This window comes from Nocardia yamanashiensis (assembly GCF_021183565.1).
Lineage (GTDB): Bacteria > Actinomycetota > Actinomycetes > Mycobacteriales > Mycobacteriaceae > Nocardia > Nocardia yamanashiensis.
This window is the reverse complement of sequence record NZ_CP089226.1, coordinates 1,090,446-1,112,076: the sequence shown is the minus strand read 5'-3', so window position 1 is coordinate 1,112,076 and position 21,631 is coordinate 1,090,446. Positions and strand designations below refer to the sequence as shown.

At 66.9% G+C, this 21,631-nt stretch carries 23 protein-coding genes, 1 tRNA gene and 1 pseudogene; 12 read left to right on the top strand and 13 right to left on the bottom strand.

What is annotated here, in order from left to right; translation table 11 throughout:
- The first annotated feature begins 247 nt into the window (after positions 1 to 247).
- Entirely contained in the window at positions 248 to 1,165 is a 918-nt protein-coding gene (locus tag LTV02_RS05260; protein WP_233038776.1) for a hypothetical protein, read from the top strand.
- A gap of 4 nt (positions 1,166 to 1,169) precedes the next feature.
- Here the strand turns inward: LTV02_RS05260 and LTV02_RS05255 are convergent, their stop codons facing one another.
- Positions 1,170 to 2,465 (bottom strand): DUF2252 domain-containing protein, encoded by a 1,296-nt coding sequence (locus tag LTV02_RS05255; RefSeq protein ID WP_233041484.1) that lies wholly within the window; start codon positions 2,463 to 2,465, stop codon positions 1,170 to 1,172.
- On the opposite strand from LTV02_RS05255, the gene LTV02_RS05250 reads away from it, so the two are divergent.
- The 4 genes from LTV02_RS05250 to LTV02_RS05235 all read left to right on the top strand — a co-directional run bounded on the left by LTV02_RS05250 (position 2,388) and on the right by LTV02_RS05235 (position 4,490).
- Positions 2,388 to 2,999, top strand: a complete 612-nt coding sequence (locus LTV02_RS05250; RefSeq protein ID WP_233038775.1) for a PIN domain-containing protein — start codon at positions 2,388 to 2,390, stop codon at positions 2,997 to 2,999. The genes LTV02_RS05255 and LTV02_RS05250 overlap by 78 nt on opposite strands.
- Before the next feature lie 13 nt (positions 3,000 to 3,012).
- A complete protein-coding gene (locus LTV02_RS05245; protein WP_233038774.1) occupies positions 3,013 to 3,678 on the top strand; it encodes an RNA polymerase sigma factor in 666 nt (221 codons plus the stop codon).
- A complete protein-coding gene (locus tag LTV02_RS05240) occupies positions 3,675 to 3,911 on the top strand; it encodes an anti-sigma factor family protein (protein WP_233038773.1) in 237 nt (78 codons plus the stop codon). The genes LTV02_RS05245 and LTV02_RS05240 overlap by 4 nt, the downstream gene beginning before the upstream one ends.
- Before the next feature lie 84 nt (positions 3,912 to 3,995).
- Positions 3,996 to 4,490, top strand: coding sequence for a DUF417 family protein (locus LTV02_RS05235; protein WP_233038772.1), 495 nt, complete (start codon positions 3,996 to 3,998; stop codon positions 4,488 to 4,490).
- Between the two features lie 94 nt (positions 4,491 to 4,584).
- Here the strand turns inward: LTV02_RS05235 and LTV02_RS05230 are convergent, their stop codons facing one another.
- Positions 4,585 to 5,685, bottom strand: coding sequence for a trypsin-like serine peptidase (locus tag LTV02_RS05230; protein WP_233038771.1), 1,101 nt, complete (start codon positions 5,683 to 5,685; stop codon positions 4,585 to 4,587).
- A gap of 432 nt (positions 5,686 to 6,117) precedes the next feature.
- Between LTV02_RS05230 and LTV02_RS05225 the strand changes: the two genes are divergently transcribed.
- The 5 genes and pseudogenes from LTV02_RS05225 to LTV02_RS39570 all read left to right on the top strand — a co-directional run bounded on the left by LTV02_RS05225 (position 6,118) and on the right by LTV02_RS39570 (position 8,178).
- Complete coding sequence (locus LTV02_RS05225; RefSeq protein ID WP_233038770.1) at positions 6,118 to 6,579, top strand: hypothetical protein; 462 nt, start codon at positions 6,118 to 6,120, stop codon at positions 6,577 to 6,579.
- Positions 6,580 to 6,644: 65 nt separating this feature from the next.
- Positions 6,645 to 6,998: a hypothetical protein gene (locus tag LTV02_RS05220; protein WP_233038769.1), complete on the top strand. Its 354-nt coding sequence runs from the start codon at positions 6,645 to 6,647 to the stop codon at positions 6,996 to 6,998.
- 163 nt (positions 6,999 to 7,161) lie between these two features.
- Positions 7,162 to 7,566 (top strand): hypothetical protein, encoded by a 405-nt coding sequence (locus LTV02_RS05215; RefSeq protein ID WP_233038768.1) that lies wholly within the window; start codon positions 7,162 to 7,164, stop codon positions 7,564 to 7,566.
- A 202-nt stretch (positions 7,567 to 7,768) separates the two neighbouring features.
- Positions 7,769 to 7,909 (top strand): annotated as a pseudogene (locus tag LTV02_RS05210) (IS3 family transposase); the annotation flags it as partial.
- Positions 7,846 to 8,178: a nuclear transport factor 2 family protein gene (locus LTV02_RS39570; RefSeq protein WP_408639389.1), complete on the top strand. Its 333-nt coding sequence runs from the start codon at positions 7,846 to 7,848 to the stop codon at positions 8,176 to 8,178. The pseudogene LTV02_RS05210 and the gene LTV02_RS39570, both read left to right, overlap by 64 nt.
- A gap of 113 nt (positions 8,179 to 8,291) precedes the next feature.
- Here LTV02_RS39570 and LTV02_RS05205 read toward each other — a convergent pair whose 3' ends face one another.
- The 5 genes from LTV02_RS05205 to LTV02_RS05185 form a co-directional block, all read right to left on the bottom strand.
- Positions 8,292 to 8,594, bottom strand: a complete 303-nt coding sequence (locus LTV02_RS05205; protein ID WP_233038767.1) for a type II toxin-antitoxin system PemK/MazF family toxin — start codon at positions 8,592 to 8,594, stop codon at positions 8,292 to 8,294.
- On the bottom strand, positions 8,591 to 8,830 hold the full coding sequence (locus LTV02_RS39195; RefSeq protein WP_269821607.1) for a YlcI/YnfO family protein: 240 nt from the start codon (positions 8,828 to 8,830) through the stop codon (positions 8,591 to 8,593). Before LTV02_RS39195 ends, LTV02_RS05205 begins: the two co-directional genes overlap by 4 nt.
- A 517-nt stretch (positions 8,831 to 9,347) precedes the next feature.
- Entirely contained in the window at positions 9,348 to 10,322 is a 975-nt protein-coding gene (locus LTV02_RS05195) for an Rpn family recombination-promoting nuclease/putative transposase (protein ID WP_233038766.1), read from the bottom strand.
- 261 nt (positions 10,323 to 10,583) lie between these two features.
- Complete coding sequence (locus LTV02_RS05190; RefSeq protein ID WP_233038765.1) at positions 10,584 to 11,441, bottom strand: M48 family metalloprotease; 858 nt, start codon at positions 11,439 to 11,441, stop codon at positions 10,584 to 10,586.
- Between the two features lie 297 nt (positions 11,442 to 11,738).
- Positions 11,739 to 11,810: transfer RNA gene (locus LTV02_RS05185), tRNA-Val, on the bottom strand.
- 123 nt (positions 11,811 to 11,933) lie between these two features.
- Between LTV02_RS05185 and LTV02_RS05175 the strand changes: the two genes are divergently transcribed.
- The gene (locus LTV02_RS05175; RefSeq protein ID WP_408639334.1) at positions 11,934 to 12,926 is read left to right on the top strand and encodes a zinc-binding dehydrogenase; all 993 of its coding nucleotides are present in this window, start codon (positions 11,934 to 11,936) and stop codon (positions 12,924 to 12,926) included.
- A 3-nt stretch (positions 12,927 to 12,929) separates the two neighbouring features.
- Here LTV02_RS05175 and LTV02_RS05170 read toward each other — a convergent pair whose 3' ends face one another.
- Positions 12,930 to 13,910, bottom strand: a complete 981-nt coding sequence (locus LTV02_RS05170; RefSeq protein ID WP_233038764.1) for a sigma-70 family RNA polymerase sigma factor — start codon at positions 13,908 to 13,910, stop codon at positions 12,930 to 12,932.
- Positions 13,911 to 14,013: 103 nt separating this feature from the next.
- Between LTV02_RS05170 and LTV02_RS05165 the strand changes: the two genes are divergently transcribed.
- Positions 14,014 to 14,802 carry a crotonase/enoyl-CoA hydratase family protein gene (locus LTV02_RS05165; RefSeq protein WP_233038763.1) on the top strand — a complete coding sequence of 263 codons (789 nt, stop codon included), beginning with the start codon at positions 14,014 to 14,016 and terminating at the stop codon, positions 14,800 to 14,802.
- A gap of 58 nt (positions 14,803 to 14,860) precedes the next feature.
- Here the strand turns inward: LTV02_RS05165 and LTV02_RS05160 are convergent, their stop codons facing one another.
- The 5 genes from LTV02_RS05160 to LTV02_RS05140 all read right to left on the bottom strand — a co-directional run bounded on the left by LTV02_RS05160 (position 14,861) and on the right by LTV02_RS05140 (position 21,631).
- The gene (locus tag LTV02_RS05160; protein ID WP_233038762.1) at positions 14,861 to 16,093 is read right to left on the bottom strand and encodes a vWA domain-containing protein; all 1,233 of its coding nucleotides are present in this window, start codon (positions 16,091 to 16,093) and stop codon (positions 14,861 to 14,863) included.
- A complete protein-coding gene (locus LTV02_RS05155; protein WP_233038761.1) occupies positions 16,090 to 17,313 on the bottom strand; it encodes an AAA family ATPase in 1,224 nt (407 codons plus the stop codon). Before LTV02_RS05155 ends, LTV02_RS05160 begins: the two co-directional genes overlap by 4 nt.
- Before the next feature lie 332 nt (positions 17,314 to 17,645).
- Positions 17,646 to 18,962, bottom strand: a complete 1,317-nt coding sequence (locus LTV02_RS05150; protein ID WP_233038760.1) for a hypothetical protein — start codon at positions 18,960 to 18,962, stop codon at positions 17,646 to 17,648.
- A gap of 138 nt (positions 18,963 to 19,100) precedes the next feature.
- On the bottom strand, positions 19,101 to 20,321 hold the full coding sequence (locus LTV02_RS05145) for a glycerate kinase (RefSeq protein ID WP_233038759.1): 1,221 nt from the start codon (positions 20,319 to 20,321) through the stop codon (positions 19,101 to 19,103).
- Positions 20,322 to 20,341: 20 nt separating this feature from the next.
- The gene (locus LTV02_RS05140; RefSeq protein WP_233038758.1) at positions 20,342 to 21,631 is read right to left on the bottom strand and encodes a 2-hydroxycarboxylate transporter family protein; all 1,290 of its coding nucleotides are present in this window, start codon (positions 21,629 to 21,631) and stop codon (positions 20,342 to 20,344) included.

The window sequence follows — 21,631 nt, the reverse complement described above, 5'->3', positions numbered from 1 at the left end:
GTGTCATCTCCACACCTGGTTATCGCGCCAACCGCCGCGAACGCAGCAGGCGCATACGAAACTCACCGAGCCACCTCGAGCGTTATGCGGCATTGGCCCCCAGCGCCCTCATCGTGGAGCAGAATTCCGACCCGCCGTTCTGACTCCGGGGAGAAGTGAGCCTCGTGACAGACGTGTTGGAAATCCAATAGCTCTGCAGCGGAGTAGATTTCACCATGTCACTGAACCAAGACCACGGGAGACCAAGTTGACGAAGTTACCGGCGATACGTGCAACCGATGACGCCGGCGTCGAACTGAACTCGGACTTCCGCATCGAAACCGACGGGCACGAGCTGAGCTTGGTCCTGGAGAGCGCAGGCGGCACGGTCAATGGAAGCCCTCGCCCGCGCAACTCGGACTACGTTGCAGCACTGACACTGCTCCTGCATCGATTGAGTGCGTTGGACGCGACACTGATATCCGCAGTCGTTGCCTCCGCTCGTCTTTCACACCTGCCCGAGGCTGACCGCATGCTCATTGCGGGACCTGTAGTACTGCGCGAGGTCGGCGACATCGATCGACTTCGGAAGGACATCACCCGCCCGCAGGGACGCATCGGCTTGCCCGAACACGCTGTCAAGGAAGGAAACAACCGCAAACGCATCCGACTACGTCTCTCGGTGCCGGGTTACGGACCCGATGATGCCGAACGACTATCGAAAGACCTCGCAATCGGCGATGGTCCGATTCCGTCCACCGATCCACACTTCGGTGAGCTCGACGGCATCACTCAGGCCAAGATTCGCAGAGAACAGACCCGGCTACGCAAACTACTCAGCCGAGGCCGCGACACCGCCGATTGTGCACTGTGCGGATCGAACTACCCGATCGAATTCCTCGTGGCTGCGCATATCAAGAAGCGTGCATCATGCACCGATGAAGAACGTCGAGACCTGCACCATATCGCAATGCTCGCATGCAGCTTCGGCTGCGACGCACTGTACGAATCAGGCTGGATATCGGTGGACAAGTCCGGCCGGATCCAACTGACGACCAGAAACACCCCATCCGCCGGACCCCTCGCGGAACGACTTGCGGCACTGAGCGGGTCCTCCTGCAGAGCACATAATTCAAGCTCTGAACCATACTTTCGGTGGCACCGGGAAAACACGTTCCGACCGTGATCGGCTACCAGCCCGGGGCGGCTTCGACCGTGCCGTCGGCGATCGCCGTGAGCAGGTCGGCGTGGTCCTTTCGGGTCTGGCGGGCGTAGGATTCGGCGAATTCGGTTATCGCGCTGGTGAATTGGTGACCCTTTCCGATGTAGGCGGCGATGGCTACCGGGTCGCCGCTGCGCGCGTGGGCTTTGGCCAGGGCGTGTGCGCAGGATGCGGCGAACGGGGTCAGGTAGGGGGCGATCTTGCGGCCGTCGGGGATGACCTTCATGTCGCGGAATTGCCGGACGTAGAAGTCGAAGCCTTCCGCTCGTGTCCAGCCGCTGAACAGGTCGGTCGCCGACTGCATCAGGTGCTGGCCGGCCACTACGCGATGCCCGTGGTTGTCGTGCCGGCTCGGTTCCAGGTGCTGCTCGTAGACGGAGGCGCCGGCCTGCTTGATCTGCAGGAACTGTGGGGCTTGGCCGCTGTTGCCCTCGGCCAGGACCAGGTACACGCGCATGCCGACGCTGCCGACGCCGACGATCTGCCGAACGACATCGGTCAGGGTGAACCGGTCGAACAAGGTCGACAGTTCCTCGGGCACCGAAGCCGAGTAGGTGCGGAACACCTGCCAAGCGATCTCGGCCTCGTGGCGGTCCTGCGGCCGGTCCAAATGCACTCGGAACGGCGGCTTTTCGATGATCCGGCGCCGGCCCTCGCGTAGCTCCGTCATCTTCCGGAAGGCCCCGGCGCTGGTACGGCGCTCAGCCTCTTTCGCGATCCGGCGGCTCATGTCCTCGCGGTCCCGGGCGGACAGCGAGGCCAGCGGAGTCGCCACATCGATCCGGTCGTACCAGACATCGAGTTCGGACATGGCGGCGTACTCGCGCATGTGCGCCCGATACGAGCCGACCGCCGCGACAACCGCATCCCGCGCGGTACCGCCGGAAAGCCCATTGTCCCGGGCACACACCACCAGACTCGCGGCCAGCCGCTTCACATCCCATTCGAACGGCCCCGGCAACGTCTCGTCGAAATCCCGCAGATCGAACGCCAGATTCCGCTCCGGCGTCGCCCACAATCCGTAATTGAGCACATGCGCGTCCCCGCACAACTGCACCAGCAACCCCGTATGCGGCGACAACGCCAGATCAGCGGCCATCACTGCCGCCGCACCCCGCAGATACGTCCACGGCGACGCGCTCATCCGCCCATAGCGAATCGGCAAAAGATCCTTGTCCCGTTCGGAATGCTGGCCGAACAGCACCTCGAGCGCACTCCGCGAACGCCGCGCGCCATCCCACTCCGCCAAGCTCCGCCGCGGCACCACGCCCCGCGCCGCACGCCCGGTCGCGATACTCACCTCGTTGGCCACACTGCCGGACAATCCGAACCCTCCTTCACTCGATGGAGGCCCCCGCACCGCGGAGCCGGGCAACTCGAAAAGCGTACGCCGAGAGAAATCGTCTTCACGGCCCTGGTTCGGCTGCTGTCGGATGAAAAATTGCAGCGTACATGGTTCGACGCAATCGACGCCGAAGCAATCGGCTCATGCTTCCCGCAACGCGCGGAGTTCCTGTACAGCGCTCGAGATCGAACCGAATACGACGAAATCACCGAAATGTTCTCTGACCGGTATCCCGACGTCGCGGTTCCCAAGCATGCCGATCGATGGGTTGCGGGGACGCAGTATCGGATGTCGCGCGCCGGCGAACACCCCAGCGCCTCAGCGATCGATCTCATCGTCGCCGCGACTGCCGCACACCACGGATTGACCGTGCTGCACGACGATAACGACTTCGCGACCGTCGCACGCCACGCACCCGAATTGCGGCAGCACAACATTCACGACATCGCCTGATACCGTCGGCGGTATGGCGGGCGTCGCGGAAGCTGAGTTGCTGGCGCGGCTGCGGGCGGGGGACGAGGCGGCGTTCGCGAGCATTCTCGATCGTTGGTCGGATGGAATGCTTTGGCTGGCACGGGATTTCGTGTCGACGAACGAATCGGCGGCCGAGGTGGTGCAGGATACCTGGCTGGCGGTGATCGAAGGCATCGACGGGTTCGAGGGGCGGTCGTCGTTGCAGACGTGGGTTTTCCGGATTCTGGTCAATGTCGCGAAACGCCGGGGCGTGGCCGAGCATCGGTCGCTGCCGTTCAGCAGTGCGCTGCCCGCGGACGACGACTCCGGTCCCACGGTCGACCCGAGTCGATTCCAAGGCGCGGACGAGCCCTACCCGCATCATTGGCGGGCGTTGCCGGCGCCCTGGCCGTCACCGGAACAAGAACTCCTGCACCGCGAACTGGGCGCACGGATCACCGCCGCCCTCGACGAATTGCCGCGGCGGCAGCGCATGGTCGTGGGCCTGCGGGATGTGCACGGTTACACCGCCGCGGAGGTGTGCTCGATACTGGAGATCACGCCCGCCAACCAACGGGTGCTACTGCATCGAGCCCGGGCGTTCCTGCGCGCCAGGATCGACGAGTACCTCTCCACCGACGAGCCCCGCACCGGCATGGGAAGGCAGGCAACGACATGACCCGGATGAATTGCGACGAGTTCGTCGAAACCGTCACCGCCTACCTCGAGAGCGACCTCGACGGCCCGGAGCTGCAGCGCTTCCTCGAGCACTTGGGCGAGTGCGACGGCTGCGAAACCTACCTCGACCAGATCCGCGAAACCATCGACACCCTGCGACGCGGGCCGCGGCCGCAGTTGAGCCAGTCCGATCGGAGCGCCCTGCTGGCGGCGTTCCGCACCCGCCCGAAATAAATCTCGCGCATCCCGCGTAACGTTCGCGGACCGTTCCGACACTGAGCCTCCATGGATTCCGCTACCGGACCAAGGAGACAAGCCATGAATACCGCCGCACTCGCGCCCGCCCCGCGCCGCTACCTGCCGACCGCCGACGCCGGCCGCACAGTCGACCGGCTGGGCTTTCTCATCGCCTGCTTCGGCGTCATCGCGGCGCTGGGCTGGATCGGCGCGATGAAGTTCACCGCGGAGGAAGCCGCCGCGATCCAGCCACTGGTGAGCGGAAGCCCGCTGATGAGCTGGCTCTACGACGTCGCCGACGTCAGAACGGTCTCGACGGTGATCGGGGTCATCGAGGTCACGACCGCCGCGCTGATGCTGCTCGGCATTCGCAGCGCCATCGCGGGCGTGGCCGGCGGGCTGCTGGGAACCGGCACGTTCCTGCTGACGCTCTCGTTCCTGGTGACATCGACCAGTTACGCCGGCACGCCGCCGTTCTTCTCCCCGGGCGGCGCCTTCCTCGTCAAAGACCTTGCGCTGCTGGGCGCGTCGCTGATGATGCTGGGTCGCTCGTGGGTTCGTCTGACGACGCGATGAATTCCTCTTGATCGCCGAGGTCGCGAGAACGGCAGAGCCGCAGGCGAATCGACCTGCGGCTCTGCCGGGCCCTATTCCTCTGCCGCGGAGCCGATTACGGATGGTTGGTGCGAGCCCAATCGATGATGACGGACAGCGCAGGTCCGCCGCCGAACTCGTTGTCGTTGTCGATAGTGACGTCGGAGGATTTCTTGACCGTGGTGTCGCCGATGGTGCTGCCGACGCCGACCACCCGCGGCCAGGCTTCCCCGTCCCACCACCCCCAGGTGGGTCCGCCGGATTGACCGGGAGTGAAGTCCTTGGTGTGCCCCATGACGTACCCGGTCTGACCGGCGGTGGAGTGCGAGGACGTGGTGCGGACCGCACCGTTGTTCTCGAAGGCGGGCCGTTCACCACTGGCCCGCTCACCCGGATAACCCATTGTCTGCCAATAGGATCCGCCGTTCCAGCCCGTATCGTAGGCCCGGAATCCGGCGAACCCGGTGGTATCGCCGATGCGTTCGGAGAACACCAGGACCACGTAGTCGAAGGCGGTCTGGTCGTCGGTCATGGTGCCGGGATTCTCGACCCAGGAGATGACATCGGTGGCATAGAACGTGCCCCACGGACCGCGGCCGTCGTAGTAGGCGGGCGTGAAGTTGATCCAGCCGATGCGGCCCTGCGAGTCGCGCCGCCAGTCCACGACGTGACTCGCGGTCAGCACGTGACGGGGTCCGATGACTGTGCCCGAACCCCAGCCGCCGGCGGTGGCGACCTTCCCGATGATCCGCCAGGGGAAGGCATCGGGCTGGAACAGATACCTGTCGTCCGCGTCGAAAATCGAGCCGCCACGCTTCCGCGGTTTGCCCACGGTAGGAACATCCCGCCAGACATGCGGTGCGCGCTGCGGCCGGAAAGTGGTCTCGAGCCCGCCGGGCCGATGCCCGGGAAGATCACGCGGCGTAGCGTATTCCCCGAGCTGATCCCGGCTCAATCGCACATCCGCCGGCCGCAGCCGATCGCGCGTGTCCGGCAAACCGTCGACACCGACGCGAGCGGTCACCCGGGTACCCCGCTCACCACGCTGAACATTCACCTCCGCTCCCCCGGCCGAATCCGTATCGGCGAGAACGACTTCGATGGTGACGTCGCTCGGTGGATCGGCGGGAATGACGCGGTCGTACGCCAATTCCTCATAACTGAGTGGATTGCTCATGTCTGGTCCCCTCCTCGATTGATTCTCCCCTGCTCGATGTGAGCCAGATCAGTTTCAGCCGGTCCGGACCAGCGCAGCACGAGTAGCCGGCTACTCGATATCGATAATCAGCGCATATTGCTCTGAAGAGGGTCGGAGAGCTCAGGCGGCGGACCGCCGCCTGAGTTCGACCGGTGTCACATCGCCTGCGCGTAGGTCCCGAATTCCGAGCGGTCCTCCTCACGCGCGGCCATGCGAGTCGACCGAACGGCACCAGACACCGCCGTCCTTGGCCTCGCCGAAGGTCGCGATCTCCTCCCGCTCGCCCGCATGGCGTTGCCAGCGAACCGGACATTCAACCACGCCAACGTGTTTGGTGGTCCTCGGGACGGGCGGAGCACCGCGCTCAGCATGGTGAGCGAATCTGCCGTTGGCCCGTAATACGGTGTGGCAGTGGCTGATATCTACGAGCTCGTGCTTTCCCTCGATCTCGGCACCGACCTGCTACCGGAGGACGTCGCGGAGTTGCGCTGGCATATCGGCCAGGGGGAGGCGCCTGAAGATGCACTACGACTCGACAGGGGCTACATCGCTGTTATCGAGGATGACGATGGGGATCTGATCTGCACCGACCCGCAACCCTTCCTCAGCCAGGACGGCCCCGCGTGGAGGATCGGCGGCGCGCTCGGCTCGCGCCTCGAAAAGACAGCAGACCGGTGGCATCTGGAAGCCCGGCAAGAAGTTCATCCCGAAGACTTCGAAGCGCTGGAGGGCCTGTTGATCTGGCTGTATCGCCTCACGGATGCCGGCAAGGTGGCGGCAGATGGTTCGGTGGAGATCGGGAGACTTCGCTGGTACGAGGACCCGGATTCGCATCCGCTCCTCATTCGAAAAGGCTGCGTCCTATGGCCCTGACCACATACCCGGGATGCGCAACGAGATTCAGATACCAGGCGGGTCGAATCCGGCAAGCTGGCGGTGTGAGAGTTGAAGTCGCCGCATTCGTCGCCGCGGGCGCCCTACCGGATTGGGATGCCAGCGAAGACCAGATCTCGAACCGCCAGGCCCAGCTCGAAGCGATAACCGGTCCGGTCACCGGCGAGGAAGCCGCCGCGCTGGTCCAATGCTTCGGACCAGACGATTGCTACGGCCTTGCGTGGACCCTGCTACATCTCATCGAGACCGGCCCCAATCCCGTATTCACAAACAAGCCCGAACCCGATGCCAACGCCTGGCATCACACTCTCTGGATGCGAGCAGTCGCCGGCGGCCTGGTGGCAGCGACCGACGCACCGGAACAGCCGGCCCGTTCCCTCGGAAGACCAACGGACTGAGCGGATGAAGTGCCTGGCCTGCGGCAAATACGACGCAACCGGCAATGCCCAGCAGGTTGTCCCGTTCGCGGGCCGGTCCCGGTTAACATTCGCCCCTCGCCACCGCGATCGTTTCGTGACGACCGCTGACCCGCAGGCCGGTCGTGACGGGAGGGTCGAATTCATGCGTGTGGCAATAGGTCTGGTCGTCGTGACGTCGGTAGCGTTGGCGAGCGGCTGCTCGAGATACACCCCGAAAGACGCGGTGCGCCAGCACATCGAGGCCGCAGCGGCCGGCAATGTCTCCTACCTGCGCGAACACACCTGCGGTGACCTCGCAAAGCAGCTGGCGACCCACACCGACGATGAGGTACGCGCCGCATTCGTGCACTACTACGAGCCGAAACCCGACCGCTTCAACGACCACGACGCCACCGAATCCCCGGTCATGGTGGAGGGCTACTACACCGGCGTAACAGATCTCGACATTGCCTTCGTCACCGAAGACAACGGGCATGGCTATTGGAAGGTGTGCGAGGTCCGGAAAGGCAATGGGATCTTCGGGACGCTTCCCGGCCCCTTCGGGTAGCAGCGCACGCGGCCCGATTCCCCGGTGGCGGCGGCTTCAAGGGTGAGCGCGGGCTGGTCGGGATCGATGATGGGGCCAATCGATCAGGGTCTGGCGAGGGGTGGCGTGGCAGCTCGGCGAACAACATCTCCTCGGCCGCGCTGTCGACCAGTTCCACTGTGCCCGTTCAGGAAAGGGATACCAGTGCAGGTGGCCTGATCCCCGAAAACGCCTGGGCACTACGACTGCCACCAGGGGGACCGCATACGCACCGAATCGGGTATGGGCAGTGGATTTCCAATTCGACGCCACCGTCGACGGTCGCCCGGTCAAGATCGTCTCGATCGTCGACGAACACACCCGAGCTGGAATAATTCGGGATATCTCGACAAGTGTGGTCCTACACAGCATTTCATCGGTCATGAGCGTGCGGTTGTCGACGGTGACCACGCCTCGGTGACTGCCAAGATGCGGGTTCACCACATAGGTGCGGATCGCCCTGATCTCACGTTCGAAGTGTTCGGCTGGCATCACGCCGAGGCCGCCCGCACACCGGAGAGTCGGCGGATCGTGAGCTGGCGGCAAGAGGTCACTCACGAGGTAGGCACCTATGAGGTGTTCGGCCGTAAATAGTTCGCAACTCGGGTCGGCAGTAGGCATCTGTGACCGGTGAAAGATCGCCCCCCGATCCAGCCCGCGTCGCTAAGGATCAATGACCCGAGACATCCGGAGCACCGGGCGGTGACCTATTTCAGTTCGAATGCGGCGTGAATGGCATCGGTTAGCGACTGTTCCTGTCCTGGCCGCAGAAAGCCGACGCGGCGACCGAGGGCCTCGGCGGGGATGGTGGTGACCTTGTCCAACAGCGCCACGCAATCGTGGTCGAGCCCGTTGCTGGAGTCGAGCCGGACTTCGGTGGGAATGTCGCGAATGGTGCTGGTGATCGGGGCGACGGTGACGGTGTTCAGTACCGGTCGGGCGATCTCGCGAGTGAGCACCAGTACGGGCCGGGGTTTGGTGCCCAGCTCGGCAATGTGGATCGGCCTCACTCATCACCCCACACGGATTTGTTTGCGGTGGAAAGGAATTCGTCGAGATCCTCGTCTTCGCCGTCGGGGATCGCGGTGTACCCGGCGACGATGGCTTCGCCGATGGCACGTGCGCGGTAGTGCTCGAGCGCAGCGGCGACCAAGGCGGCCCGGCTGGCACAATGCTGGGCCGCCACCTCGGCGTCCACGAAGTCGACTAGTTCATCGGGCAGGCGGATGGTGATCTGTTTGCTCATACCGATCAGCATACCAATATCGGTATGCATCCGGGATTCGATCGTAGTGGGCCGCCACGTTCGTGCACGTCCGGCGCGCATACGGGCACGGCCGCCGCAAGCGCGAGGAAGGCTGGCACCGCATCCGACGAACGGGGGCGTGCTCGGGCAGCGGCGGCGCGGATGACCGAGAGGACACGCACACATGAACCGAGTCCTCGGGCCGTGGTGGGCGGGGCGTCTCGGACATGGGCCGAGAACCATTTTCGCCAGACCATGGTCGGTGGCGAGGGGCGATTTCTGTTGCAGGCTGCGGAGCGCCGGGCGGCCGCGGCCGGACGGGCTATGGTGCGGCTGGACTGCGTGGCCAGCAACACGCGTTTGAACGCTTACTATCTCGATCTTGGCTACCGGGTCGTGGGCCACAAGGCAGGCAAGACACAGCCGGCGGTCCGCCTAAGTCGTTCACGCTGATGGAGAAGACCTGCTGAGCATTCAGGTAGGCGCTGGCGGCACCAAGAGACGTCCACGAGCTGGGTTAGTCGGCGAACACCTCATCGAGCGAATCCGCCGTGAGCACCCGGGCGCCCCAGACACGCAACCGCGTCGCGTCGGCCCCACGCACGATCCCGATGACCCGCTCGGGAAGCACTCCGAATTTGACGACCAATTGGTCGAGCAAGGCTTCCGCTCGCCCCTCGGTACGGCCCTCCGCACGTCCTTCGGTGCGGAACTGTTCAGCGGTTGTCATCATGATCTCCTTCGCTCGCGGACCGAGCCGGTCGATCAACGGTGCAAAGCCAGCGACATCGGTCTTACCGACACTCCAAAGATACGCCATCACCTGGTCGAACTCGCCCGGGTAGTCCTCGATCAACATCCGCAACTCGGCCTCGAGCGGCAACAGATCATGCCCCAATCGGGGATTGCCGGGCCCGATTTTCAGCGATACGAACAACACTTTTGCCATCACGCTGAGCTTCCGTGCCCGCAACGCCGCGATATCGGCCGCACCCAGGTCGTCCAGCAGAAATCGAAACCGCGGCAGACACTCGCCCAACACCGGTCGCATGGCCTGGTCGACATCGAGCAGATCGGACAGCTCGGTGGGCGCATTCCAGCGGTATCCGCCCGGATCGCAGTGCACCACCACCGGAATCACCACCGGCAGCCGACGCGCCTTCGGGTTGTGCCGCAGGTAGCGGTTCCAGATCGCCACCGTGTATTCGAGCATCCGAAACGCCATCAACTGGTCCGTGCTGCTCTGGTGCTCGATCAACATGAAGACGAAGGCGTCACGATCATCCCAGCGGGTCCGAAACAGCACGTCGGTGTAGCGTGAGCGCAACTCCTTTGGCACGAAACTGCACGACTGCAGCTCCATACCATCCCAGTCCAGTTGCGCCGCAGCAGCTTCCGGTAGCACGTTCCGCATCTCGTCCGCCGCGGCGGTCGCCTCCGACATAACATGCCGGAAGTAGGCGTCGTGTGGATTCTTCGGCTGCTCAGCCATATTCGAGCAACTTAATACCGTAGCCCGGTGACCGAGGATCGATTCATCGATCCCACGTGCTATGACCGATTCGCCACTCGCGCAACAGGTTGCGGTCACCGATATCCGATCACGGGAGCAAGAATCAGCGGATTGATTTTGGCTCGCCGGTTGATCTGCCTGGCCGGCAGGACGCGCTTGAACGCTTACTACCTCGATCTCGGCTACCGGGTCGTACTGGAACCGTCTCCAACAACGCTGATCGAGATCGAGCGTCATCACTCAGTCGAGTGCTGCGAGCACGCGGATGCGTTGTTCGACGGCGGTGATTCGGTTGGCGGCCGAAGGGTGGGTTGCTGCCATTGCGGCCAAGCGCTCACGGAACAGCCCTGGCGGTGCGAGGGGGCCGCTGTTCTCCCATTTCGTTCTCTCGTGCCGCTGCAGGAAGGACAGCATGCCCAGGCCGAAGCCCAGGTCGACAGCGAATCTGTCTATGGCGAGTTCGTTTTGGCGTTCGAGTGCCGACTCGGCCAGTGCTTCGATGATCAAGAGGCAGGTGGCGATCAGTGCGCCGAGTGGTCCGACTAGCAGGAACAGCGTGAGCACGACGGTGGCTGGGAACAGCACGAGCATGGTTACGGCGGCGATACCCAGGAACACTGTGGACTTGCCCAACCATCGGTCCAGCAGCAGAAATGCGACGCGCAGTGGGAGATTCGCGAGATAGAGGGGCGCTCTGTACCGGTGCGGCAGAGCATGCCAATTCGACCGTAGCGGATCGAGCAGGTGGCCTAGTTCGTGCGCGAGTACCGCGGCCAGCTGCGGACGGGTCGACTCCTCGATCTCGGTGTTCTCGAGAACGATCGTGCGGCTGCCCATCGCGGCGGCGACGTGCGTGGTCGAATCGTCGACCCGGACCAGGTAGCGGTGCTCGGGAACTTCGGCGGCCGCGGCGACTTCGCGCCAGGCCGAGATCAGCTGGGCCGACTGTGGTCCGGTCCATTCGTGAATGGCCGTCCCCATTGCGGGAGACGATCGGAGTGCCAGGGTCACCAAGCACGCACCCCATAACAACCAGAGCGCCAGGAACACCGGAACCCACTCGGGTCCGATCAGTGCGCCCAGGCGTGCGACGACCATCCCGGCAAGCACCGTCGAAGAGAGCGAGACGAGGAGGTAGGCGACCGCGATTCCGCACTGACGGTTACGGAGCCGCGTCCGGCATCGGCGGGCATCGGTCGGCGGTGGGGCCGATTCCGTTTCTGAATGTTCCATCCGCTCCCCCCGGAGTCCAGCGGCACCGAATTTCAGCCTACGCGCGACACCAGAGCACTGGTCCATTTGCGAAGTCGCGCGGGGCTTCTCACGCGAGCGGTTCAGACCATTACCAGAATGCAATGAACCCACAGGCGGTCGGCCTGCGGGCTCATTGTGTTGTGGTTCTAGCTGGGATCGAACCAGCGACCCCTCGCGTGTGAAGCGAGTGCTCTCCCGCTGAGCTATAGAACCTTGCGGATGAGAGAACCTTAGCTTGTTACCCCACCTGGACACCAAATCGGGGCGGGAGCAGGGGGTTTGGGTGGGGTGGTGGGGTGGGCGATTCCTTTGGGGGGTGGTGGGGGTCTGTATGGCATGGGACTTTCGAGCACTATGCGTGCGTTGCAGCAGACTTCGTTCAATGGGCCGCGGGATTTGCGGGTGGTGGGGGATTTGCCGGTGCCGGTGCCGGGGGCGGATGAGGTGCTGGTGAGGGTGGGGGCGGCGGGGGTCAATTTTCGGGATGTGGTGTTGGCGTATGGGGGGACGGCGGAGGGGGTGCGGTTGCCTTATGTGGCTGGGTTCGAGGGGGCGGGTGAGGTTGTGGGGGTGGGTGAACGGGTGCGTGGGGTGGAGGTTGGGGAGATGGTGGTGGGGGTGGGGTATGGGGCTTTTGCCGAGTTCATGACTATGGCGGCGGGGGCGGTGGTGCGGGTGCCGGCGGGGTGGACGGCGGCGGAAGCGTTGGGGCTGGTGGTGAATTGGCCGACGGCTATCGCGGCGTTGCGGCCGTTGGGGCGGATCGCGGCCGGGGAGACGGTGTTGATTCGGGCGGCGGCGGGTGGGACGGGGCAGGCCGCGGTGCGGGTGGCGAAGCATTGGGGGGCGCGGGTGATCGCTACCGCTTCGGTGGGGAAGCACGAGGTGGTGCGGGGGTTGGGGGCGGATCATGTGCTGGATGCGCGGAGTGGGGATCTGGCGGCGGAGGTGTTGCGGTTGACCGGGGGTGAGGGTGTCGATGTGGTGTTGGAGTCGGTGGGCGGGGAGTCGTTCGGGGTGGGGTTGGCGGTGGCGAAGCGGGTCACCGGGCGGGTGGTCGCTTTCGGACTGGCCGGTGGGACTGCCGCGCTGACCAATTGGGAATTGGTGTACGAGAACCAGATTCAGGTGATGGGGCTGAATATCGGGGTGCTGGCGCAGCGGGCTCCGGAAATGTTCGGGGAAGTCATGGGTGAGCTGTTCGGGTTGATCGCGGCGGGCGTGGCGCCGCCGGGGAAGCCGACCGTGTACGACTTGGCCGATGGGGCGAAGGCGCTCATGGAGTTGGAGAGCGGGACGACCGTGGGGAAGCTCGCGCTGGTGCCGTAACGGTCAGGGCAGGATTTCCGGGAAACCGAAAGCCGTTGTGATCAGGGTGGAATGGTGGAACGCCACCACCCTGGTCACGCCGCTGGCGGTGACTTCCAGAACGGTCACGCCGTAGGCCCGGTACTCCCCCGCGGCGTCACGGTGGTAGGTGACAGCGGCGGGCTGCCCGTTGGCGATGGCAGGGAGCATGCGCCAGTCACCGGCCGAGCCCAGGACGTAGCGCTCGAGCATGCGGAGGCAGTGCGTTACGCCGGCGGTCCAGTCGCGGAACGGGGTGGCTTCCAGGGTGGCGTCGACGCGCAGGATGTGTTGCAGCAGTGCGGCATCGGACTTCTCGAAGGCGGTGATGTAACCGTCGAGGAGGGCGCGGGCGCGCGGATCCGTGGGTTCGAGGAGTTCGCCGGGCCGGGGTGCGAGTTCATCGAGGCGGGCGCGGGCGCGTTGCAGGCCGCTTTTGACGGCAGGGACGGTGGTGCCGAGGATTTCGGCGGTTTCGGCGGCGGAGAACGCCAGCACCTCGCGCAGCAGCAGGATGGCGCGCTGGCGGCCGGGCAGATGTTGCAGGCCGGCGATGAGCGCCAGGCGCAGGGATTCGCGGGCGATCACCACCGCGGCCGGATCACTGTCGGACAGCCAGGCGTCAGGAATCGGTTCAAGCCATGAAACCTCCTCGTGTGCAACGAGATTCGGCGGGCGGTCCAGTTCTTCATAAGGTCCCCCCAGCCCCGACGGCAGGACCCGGCTCTGCTTGCTCTGCACCGCGGTCAGGCACACGTTCGTGGCGATCCGATACAGCCACGAGCGCACGGACGCCCGCCCTTCGAAGCCCTGGTACCCCCGCCACGCCCGCAGGTAGGTTTCCTGCACCAGATCCTCGGCATCGTGCGCCGACCCGACCATCCGGTAACAGTGCGCCAGCAACTCCCGCCGGAACCGCTCGGTCTCCGCCGCGAACTGTTCCATCGGCCATGATCCCGACTCCATCCGCCGAGCTTAGGCCGCGCACCCGAAGCTGCTTCGATATCCGCGACCGCCGACCTAGGCTGAGGCGGCCACGATCTTGAAGCCGGCACCGAAAGGACATGTCATGTCGGAGAATCCGGCGGCGCTGCTGGAACGCCGGGGCGCCATCGCGCTCATCACGCTCAATCGCCCCGAAGCGCTGAATGCGGTGAACGGGGCGCTGTCCACGGCGGTGGGCGAGGCCCTGGAGGAGCTCGCGAAGGACGATGAGCTGCGGGTCGGCGTCATCACGGGGGCGGGGCGCGCGTTCTGCGCCGGAGCCGATCTGAAGGCGCTCGCGTCCGGGCAGCCGATCTTCGCGCACCGGCACGAGGAGTGGGGGTTCGCGGGCATGGTGCAGCATTTCATCGACAAACCGCTGATCGCCGCGGTCAATGGTTTCGCCCTGGGCGGCGGCACCGAGATCATGCTCGCCTGCGATCTGGCGGTGGTGAGCGAGCAGGCGAAATTCGGTCTGCCCGAGGTGAAGCGGGGCTTGGCCGCGGCGGCGGGCGGGGTGCTGCGGCTGCCGCGCCAGCTTCCGATGAAGCGGGCGCTCGAGGTCATGCTGACCGGCGATCCCATCGATGCCGCGACCGCCGCCGAATGGGGTCTGGTCAATCGCGTGGTGCCCGCCGACCAGGTCCTGGACGCCGCCCTGGAACTGGCCGAACGCATCGCCGCCAATGCCCCGCTGTCGGTGCGCGCGTCCAAGCGCATCGCCTATCGGAGCGCCGACTACGGCGACGATTGGGGCGAGGACATCTGGCGGATGGCCGGCGAGGAACTGGAATCGGTGTTCCGCAGCGCCGACGCGCAAGAGGGTGCGATGGCTTTCGTGGAGAAGCGCGCACCCCGCTGGCAGGGCCGGTAACTGGGGCGCGGCCGGGAACCCGGACGGCCCGCGGAGCCCCGGGCGACGCGGCGGGCCATCAGCCGATCTCCACGACGCGCGCCCATTCCGGCGGGAGGTCGGGGACGTAGTCGGCGCACTGCTCGCTCCAGCTGGGACTGCGGCGGAACAGCCCCACCACGGTCCGGCAGGAGGGTCGCGCCGACGGCCACGGTGTCTGGCCGTCGGTGAGCACCACCAGCACGTCCGGTCGCGGCCGGGCGCGAACCGCCCGGGCGAACCCCTCGCGCAGATCGGTGCCGCCGCCACCCAGCAGCGGTATGCCTTCGGCGGCGCACAGCGGGTGCGCGATGCGGGCGGCGGCATCGCAGGACAGCACGGTGACCAGATCGCGGCGGCCGCCCACGGCGCGGGAGATGGCGGCGACTTCCAGGAGGGCACTGCCCAATTCGGTGTCGCTGACCGAGGCCGAGGTATCGATGATGACGGTGACGCGGGGCGGGGTGCGCCGCAGGCTGGGCAGCACCACGCCGGGCAGTCCGGCCGAGCGGCGTGCGGGACGGCCGTAGGTGTAGTCCTCCCCCACGCCGGGCGCCGAAACCGCCGCACGCAGTGCCGCACCCAGCAGATCGCGCCAGGGCTGGGGTGGATGGAAGGTCTCCTCAGCCCAGCGCCGCCAACCTGCGGGCGCGTTGCCGGGCCTCCCGATAATCCCCTCCGCCACCCGGAATCGCACCCCGTCACGTTCCTGTGCGCTGAGACCGTCCGCGCCGTCCGGACCCAGCTCCCACTCCCGCTCGAAGCCGTCGGCGCCGCTGCCGCAGTCGAGCCAGGCCATATCGGCGGTATAGACGCCGAAGTTGTACTCGCGCAGATACTCCTCCATGAGGTGGCCGGCGGGCAGGTCGATATCGGAGGGCAGGATCGCGCCCTCCGGTTTGACCAGTCCGTCGCCGAAGATGTCATCGTTGATCTCGAAATCCGCGGCGATATTGCGGCGCAGCGCTTCGGCCGGCCCGGCCGGTTCGTGCTCGCGCGCGAAACGCTCACCGCGCGCGTGATGTTCGCGCAGCAGATGCGCCACCTCGTGGACCAGCACACCGGCCAGTTCCTCGACCGGCATGCGGTCCACGAAGGCCGGGGACACGTAGCAGCGCCAGTAGCGGTCGACGCCCATGGTCGGAACCCGGTGCGATTCGACGATGCGCAGCGCGAACAGCGCGGTCGCCAGGTAGGGCCGGACCCGGACGGCGTACAGCCGGGCGGCGAAGAGCTTGCCGAGATCCAGTGTGGCCGTGCGGTTCACGCTCATCGGCCCGCCCGCACCAGGTCGGCGGCCCGATCGGCCCGCTGCGATACCGACACCACGGCCGCGAGCCGTTCGATCGCCGCCGGGACGACCCAATCGTCCCGGCGCAAAGTGGCGAGCGTCGTGGCGGGCACCACCACCAGATCCGGGGCCCCGGATTCCGCGGCCCGAACCAGCAGTGCCCAGGCCGCATCCCAGCGCTCCCGGTCCGGGTGTTTGCGAACGGCTGCGACCACCCCGTCCAGCACCGCTTGGCGCAGGTCTCCGCGTTCGGGCAGCTCCGCGGCTGACGGATCGGCGAGCAGCGCTTCGGGATCCGGCAGATCCATGCGATCCAGGCTGGACAGCAGTTCGAAGCCGGGCCCGTCGCCGACGGTGCCGCGGATCAGCATGGACAGCACATCGCGTGAGGATCCGGCGGCGGTGGCGAAAGCGATGAGCCGCAACGCCATATCCCAGCTGCGCGGTGAAGCCCATGCGCCGCCGCGCCGGGTCTCGGTGGTCGGCATCTGGTGCACGAGTTTGGGGCGGGCCGCCAGCAGGAAGCACACCGCCCGGCGGGCGTACTCCACTGCCTCCGTGAGCTTTTCGGGATCCAGTACGGGCAGGGTGGCGCGCGGCCAGACCCCGCCCAGGCCGCGCACCACCACATCGTGGTCGTGCACCCAGTGCAGGTGCACGAACCGGTTGGCCAGCGGCGGGCTCAGTTCCCAGCCGTCGGCGGCCGAGGAGCGCGGGTTGGCGGCGGCCACGATCCGCACCCGCGGGGGCAGTTTCAGCGCGCCGATCCGCCGCTCGAGCACCAGGCGCAGCAGCGCGGCCTGGACGGCCGGGGGCGCGGTGGAGAGTTCGTCGAGGAACAGCAGACCGCGCCCGGCGCGGACGAGCCGGACCGCCCAGTCCGGCGGGGCCATCGGTACGCCCTGTGCGGCGGGATCGTCGCCGACGACGGGCAGGCCCGAAAAGTCCGACGGCTCATGAACACTCGCGATCACCGTGGTCAGCGGCAGGTCGAGGGATTCGGCCAGCTGCGTCAAGGCCGCGGTCTTGCCGATGCCGGGTTCACCCCACAGCAGCACCGGAAGGTCGGCGGCGACGGCCAGGGTGAGCGCCTCGAGCTGGGTGTCGGGGCGCGGTTCGGTGGTCGTTTCGCCGAGCAAGGCCAGGAGGTCGCCGGCGATATCCAGCTGGGTGGGCGCTTGCAAACCAGAGTGTGCAGACATGTGTGAATCACCTTATGTGTCAGTAGAATTGATGGAATTGTGCGGAACTCGCACAGGGTCGGGTCACGGGTCGGCGCGCGGCCTTCGGAGCACGATCGTGTGACGCGGACACCCGCGCCGATCACAGGGACGCGGACGCGCGACTGCCAGTGAACGATCGCGGGACACGGACACCCGTACCGCTCACGAGGCTCCGGCCGCACGACTGCCAGTGAACGATCGCGGGACACGGACACCCGTACCGCTCACGAGGCTCCGGCCGCGCGACTGCCAGTGAGCGATCGCGGGACGCGGATGCCCGTACCGCTCACGAGGCTGCGGCTGCGCGGCTTTCAGTGAACGGTGGCGTGGCGCGGGTGCCCGCGCCGGTCACGGGGACGCGGACGCGGACGCATCGGACCTCTGGGCACTGGGAGGGACAGTCCCGCCCGGTACAACCCGTAGGTGATGCGCTGGTCCGCGAACGCCTCCAGCTCGTCTCGCAGGGCGCCGTCTCGCAACTGTGCGCCGGCGCCGAGCAGTTCGTCGACGATGGCGAGCGCGCCCGCCGTGTCGCCGTGGTCGAGTCGTTCGCGAACGCCGGTGAGGCAGTCGGGATTTCGGTGCGCCCGATCGATGACCTGGAGGCAGGGCAACGGTGTCCCGGTCAGCGCGACCAGCAGTTCCTCGCGCCGCAGTTCGACCGGGTCGTGATCGAGCGCGGTGAGGACGCCGTCGACCAGCCCGATTCGATGCTGTTCGCCCCGGCATTCGACGAGCCGTGCGCGCTCCGAACCGGTTGTGGCCCGGTCGGATTCGGACGGCTCGTAACCGGGCACCAGTGCGGCGGCGACGAGCGGATGCAGGCGGTCGGCCGAGATGTCGCCGTCGCGCAGCAATACGAGATCGGGCGCGGTCCAGGTCGCCGCGTCGGGCAGCACCGGCAGTGCGGAGATGCCGCCCGCCGGATGGCCCGGGGCCGGGCGGACGGACGGTCCGTCGTCGCCCTCGACCAGTTCCGCGATCATCCGCCGCCGGGATCCACGCCGGATGAGGAACGTATTCCCTTGCTGCTCTTCAGCATCGAGCAGAATGCGCGCTTCATCGGCCCAGCGGTCGGGCGTACCGGTGCGGAACCGCAGGTCCCCGCTCCGCCGCGCATCCCACAGGTGCCGATGCAGGTCCAGCCGGAAGCGCCGGTCGGGCCGGGGATGCGGATGCGAGCCGCCCCCGAACTCGGCACCGTCCCACAGTGCAAGCCCGATCCGCTGCCCCGCATCCGCCCAGACGGGAGCGGTGCGAGCCACCAGGTACACGAAACCGGCTCTGCCCCCGACTCTTCCGGGATCGTATCGAGCCAATGCGATGGTCAGCCCCGGCCGCAGCAACCCGTCGGGAGCGATCCGGGGCATATGCCATCGCAGGAGATCCGGGGCCAGATGCCGCAGGTCGGCCCGCACCCTGGCGGCGAGTTCACCGCCACGGGTCCGGGCCAGGCGACGTAGATCGATATCGACATCGAAACCGGCGGCGGCACAAGCGCCTACCCAATCCCCGGCTGCGCGCCGGGCGGTAGCGATCTCGATCATGGAGGGCGGCACGGCGAATTCACGCACGCGCGGCCAGAAGGAATGCCGGGAAGTAGACCCGTTCACGAATTCGGTGAGCATCAGCACTCACCTGGCGTGGACGGGACCCCCAATCTGCGATCAGAAGAAGTCATCATCGCGGACGATCATATAGCCACCGCCGGATCCCTGCCAGCCCACCCGGTCCGCGCCTTGTACGTCGGGCCCGGCTCCGCTCGATCACCCGAGTCCGCGACCGATCCGGGCCCCGATCTCGGTCAGCAGCGCGGCGGTCAGACCGGGATCGGCATAGGTGTCGAGCGCGGTCCGGTCCGACAGGGCGTGCACGGTCTCGAAACCCGCTGTCGCCCAGTCGGTTCGCGAGAGCCGGTTGCGCCCGACGACGGCGTGCACCGGTACCGGCCGGGCTCGGCGCGCGATCGCGGTGGGCAGCTTCCCCTGCCCGGATTGCGCGTCGAGACTGCCTTCGCCGGTGATCACCAGGTCGGCCTCGGCGAGCCGCCGATCGAATTCCAGCATCTCCAAGAAGAACTCGGCGCCCGGCACGATACGTGCGCCCAATAGCTCTGCCGCGAACCCGATTCCACCGGCACTGCCCGCCCCCGGCGCCGACGCGAGTGCCCGTGCCCCGCCGGCTCCCGAGGCGAGGAGACACCCCTGACCGCTCCCGAACGCGCCGGCGCCTGCCTCCAACAGCGCACGCCCGCCCTCGGCTCGGGCCGCGGCCGGGCACCCTCGTGCGAGGGCGCGTTGCTCGTGAGCCGCGGCCACCTCGACCAGATTCCGCAGCCCCGCCTCGAGCTGCGCGATGTCGGCCGGTGTGGCGCCCTTCTGCGGTCCGTACACCGCGGCCGTCCCGTCCGGTCCGGTGAGCGGATTGGTGACGTCGGAGGCCGCGAGCAGTTCGATCCCACCGAGGTCGATCGCCCGGGACCAGTCGGCCGCGGCGATCTCGGTCAGGGTGCGCCCGCCCGGCCGGAGCGCATGCCCGGCCCGGTCGAGCCAGCGCACGCCGAGCGCGGCCAGCATCCCCATCCCGCCGTCGGTGCTCGCACTGCCGCCGAGCGCGAGCACGATGCGCGCCGGACGATGCCGCACGGCCTGCCGGATCGCCTGCCCCAGACCGAGACTCGAGCTGTCGAGGGGCGAGAGACGACCCGTGGTGGCCAGCCCGCAGACGCTCGCCACCTCCACCAGCGCGGTGTCGTCCCGGACCGCGATCCGCGCCCGCACCGGCAGCCCGGTCGCCCCGGCCACGGTGATCGGATACGCCGTGAACCCGGCCGTGACGGCCACATCCACGCTGCCGTCACCGCCGTCGGCGAGGGGCAGTTCGGTGGCCCGCACCCCGGCGGCCCGCAATCCGGTGGCCAGGCAGCGGCTCACCGCGGCCGCGGAGAGACTGCCCTTGAACTTGTCGGGCGCCACGAGAACGTGCACGCGTTTCCCTCTCGATTCGGTCATTGGATGACGCGGATCAGCCACGAGGCCGAGATGACCGTGGACACCCCGCCGATCCGGGTGGAGATCTGCGCGAACGGCATCAGGTTCATGCGCCCGGCCGCCGACAGGATCGCCACATCGCCGGTGCCGCCGAGACCGCTGTGGCATACGGTGACCAGCGATGCGTCGATCGGGTACATGGCGATGGCCCGCCCGGCCGCGAATCCGGTGGCGGCCATGGCGATCACGACGGCGGTGCAGGCGAGCACGTATCCCGGTGACAGCACTCCGATCACGCTGGCGAGCGGCAGGTACAGCATGCCGAGACCGATCATGGTCGGGTAGATGAAGTACCGGGAGATGATCGCGTACACCGCCCGCGCATCGGTTTCCACCACGGCGGGGAAGACGCCGAACAGCTTGCACAGCACCGACAGGATGATCACCAGCACCGGCGCGGGCAGGTGCACGACCCGCTCCAGCAGGGTCGCCAGCACGAACAATCCGGTGACGGTCAGCACGCCGAACGCGTAATTCGGTTCCCGCGCAGTTGTTTCGGGCGTTTCGGCCGTCAGTTCCGGGTCCGGCGTCTTGACCAGCTGCCCGCCGCCGTCCAGCCGCGGCCGCCGTTCCCCGAGCTTGCGCAGCACGCCCGCCGTCACGATGGCGACGATATTGCCGATGATCGCGGCCGGAATCAGTTCCGCCACATAGCTTCCTGGTTCTCCGCCGAGCGCCGAGGCATACGCGGACGACAGCGGAATGACCCCTTCCCCGATGCCGCCGCCGATGATCGGCACCACGATGTAGAACAGCGCGCGGTGAAAGTCGTACCCGAACGCCATCGCGGTCCCCAGTCCGGCGGCGATCGCCACGGTGGTGCCCGCGATCAGCGGCGGGAACAGCCGGATCAGCCCGCCGATCATCAGTTTCCGGCTCATCCCCAGAATGCTGCCGACCACCAGGGTGCTGATCACGAAGTACAGGAAGTTTGCCTGCTTCATCAGCACCGTCACCGCGTCCAGGGTGTTCTGCTCGAACGCGCCCAGATACACCAGTATCGACGGCCCCAGCAGGCAGATGAGCGCTCCCCCACCGATTTTCGAGATGACCGGCAGCCGGTTCCCGAGCGGCCCGAGCAGCGTGCCGAGCCCCACGATCACCGCCAGCCCGCCGATCATGTTCTCCGGCACCGCGTCGAACAGTCCCGCGACCAGCACCCCGGCGGTCAATGCCAGCGGCACGATCAGCGGCACGTCGTCCAGCCGTGGCAGTCCGCGCCGCCCGGTCTTGTCTTTCAAGCTCAT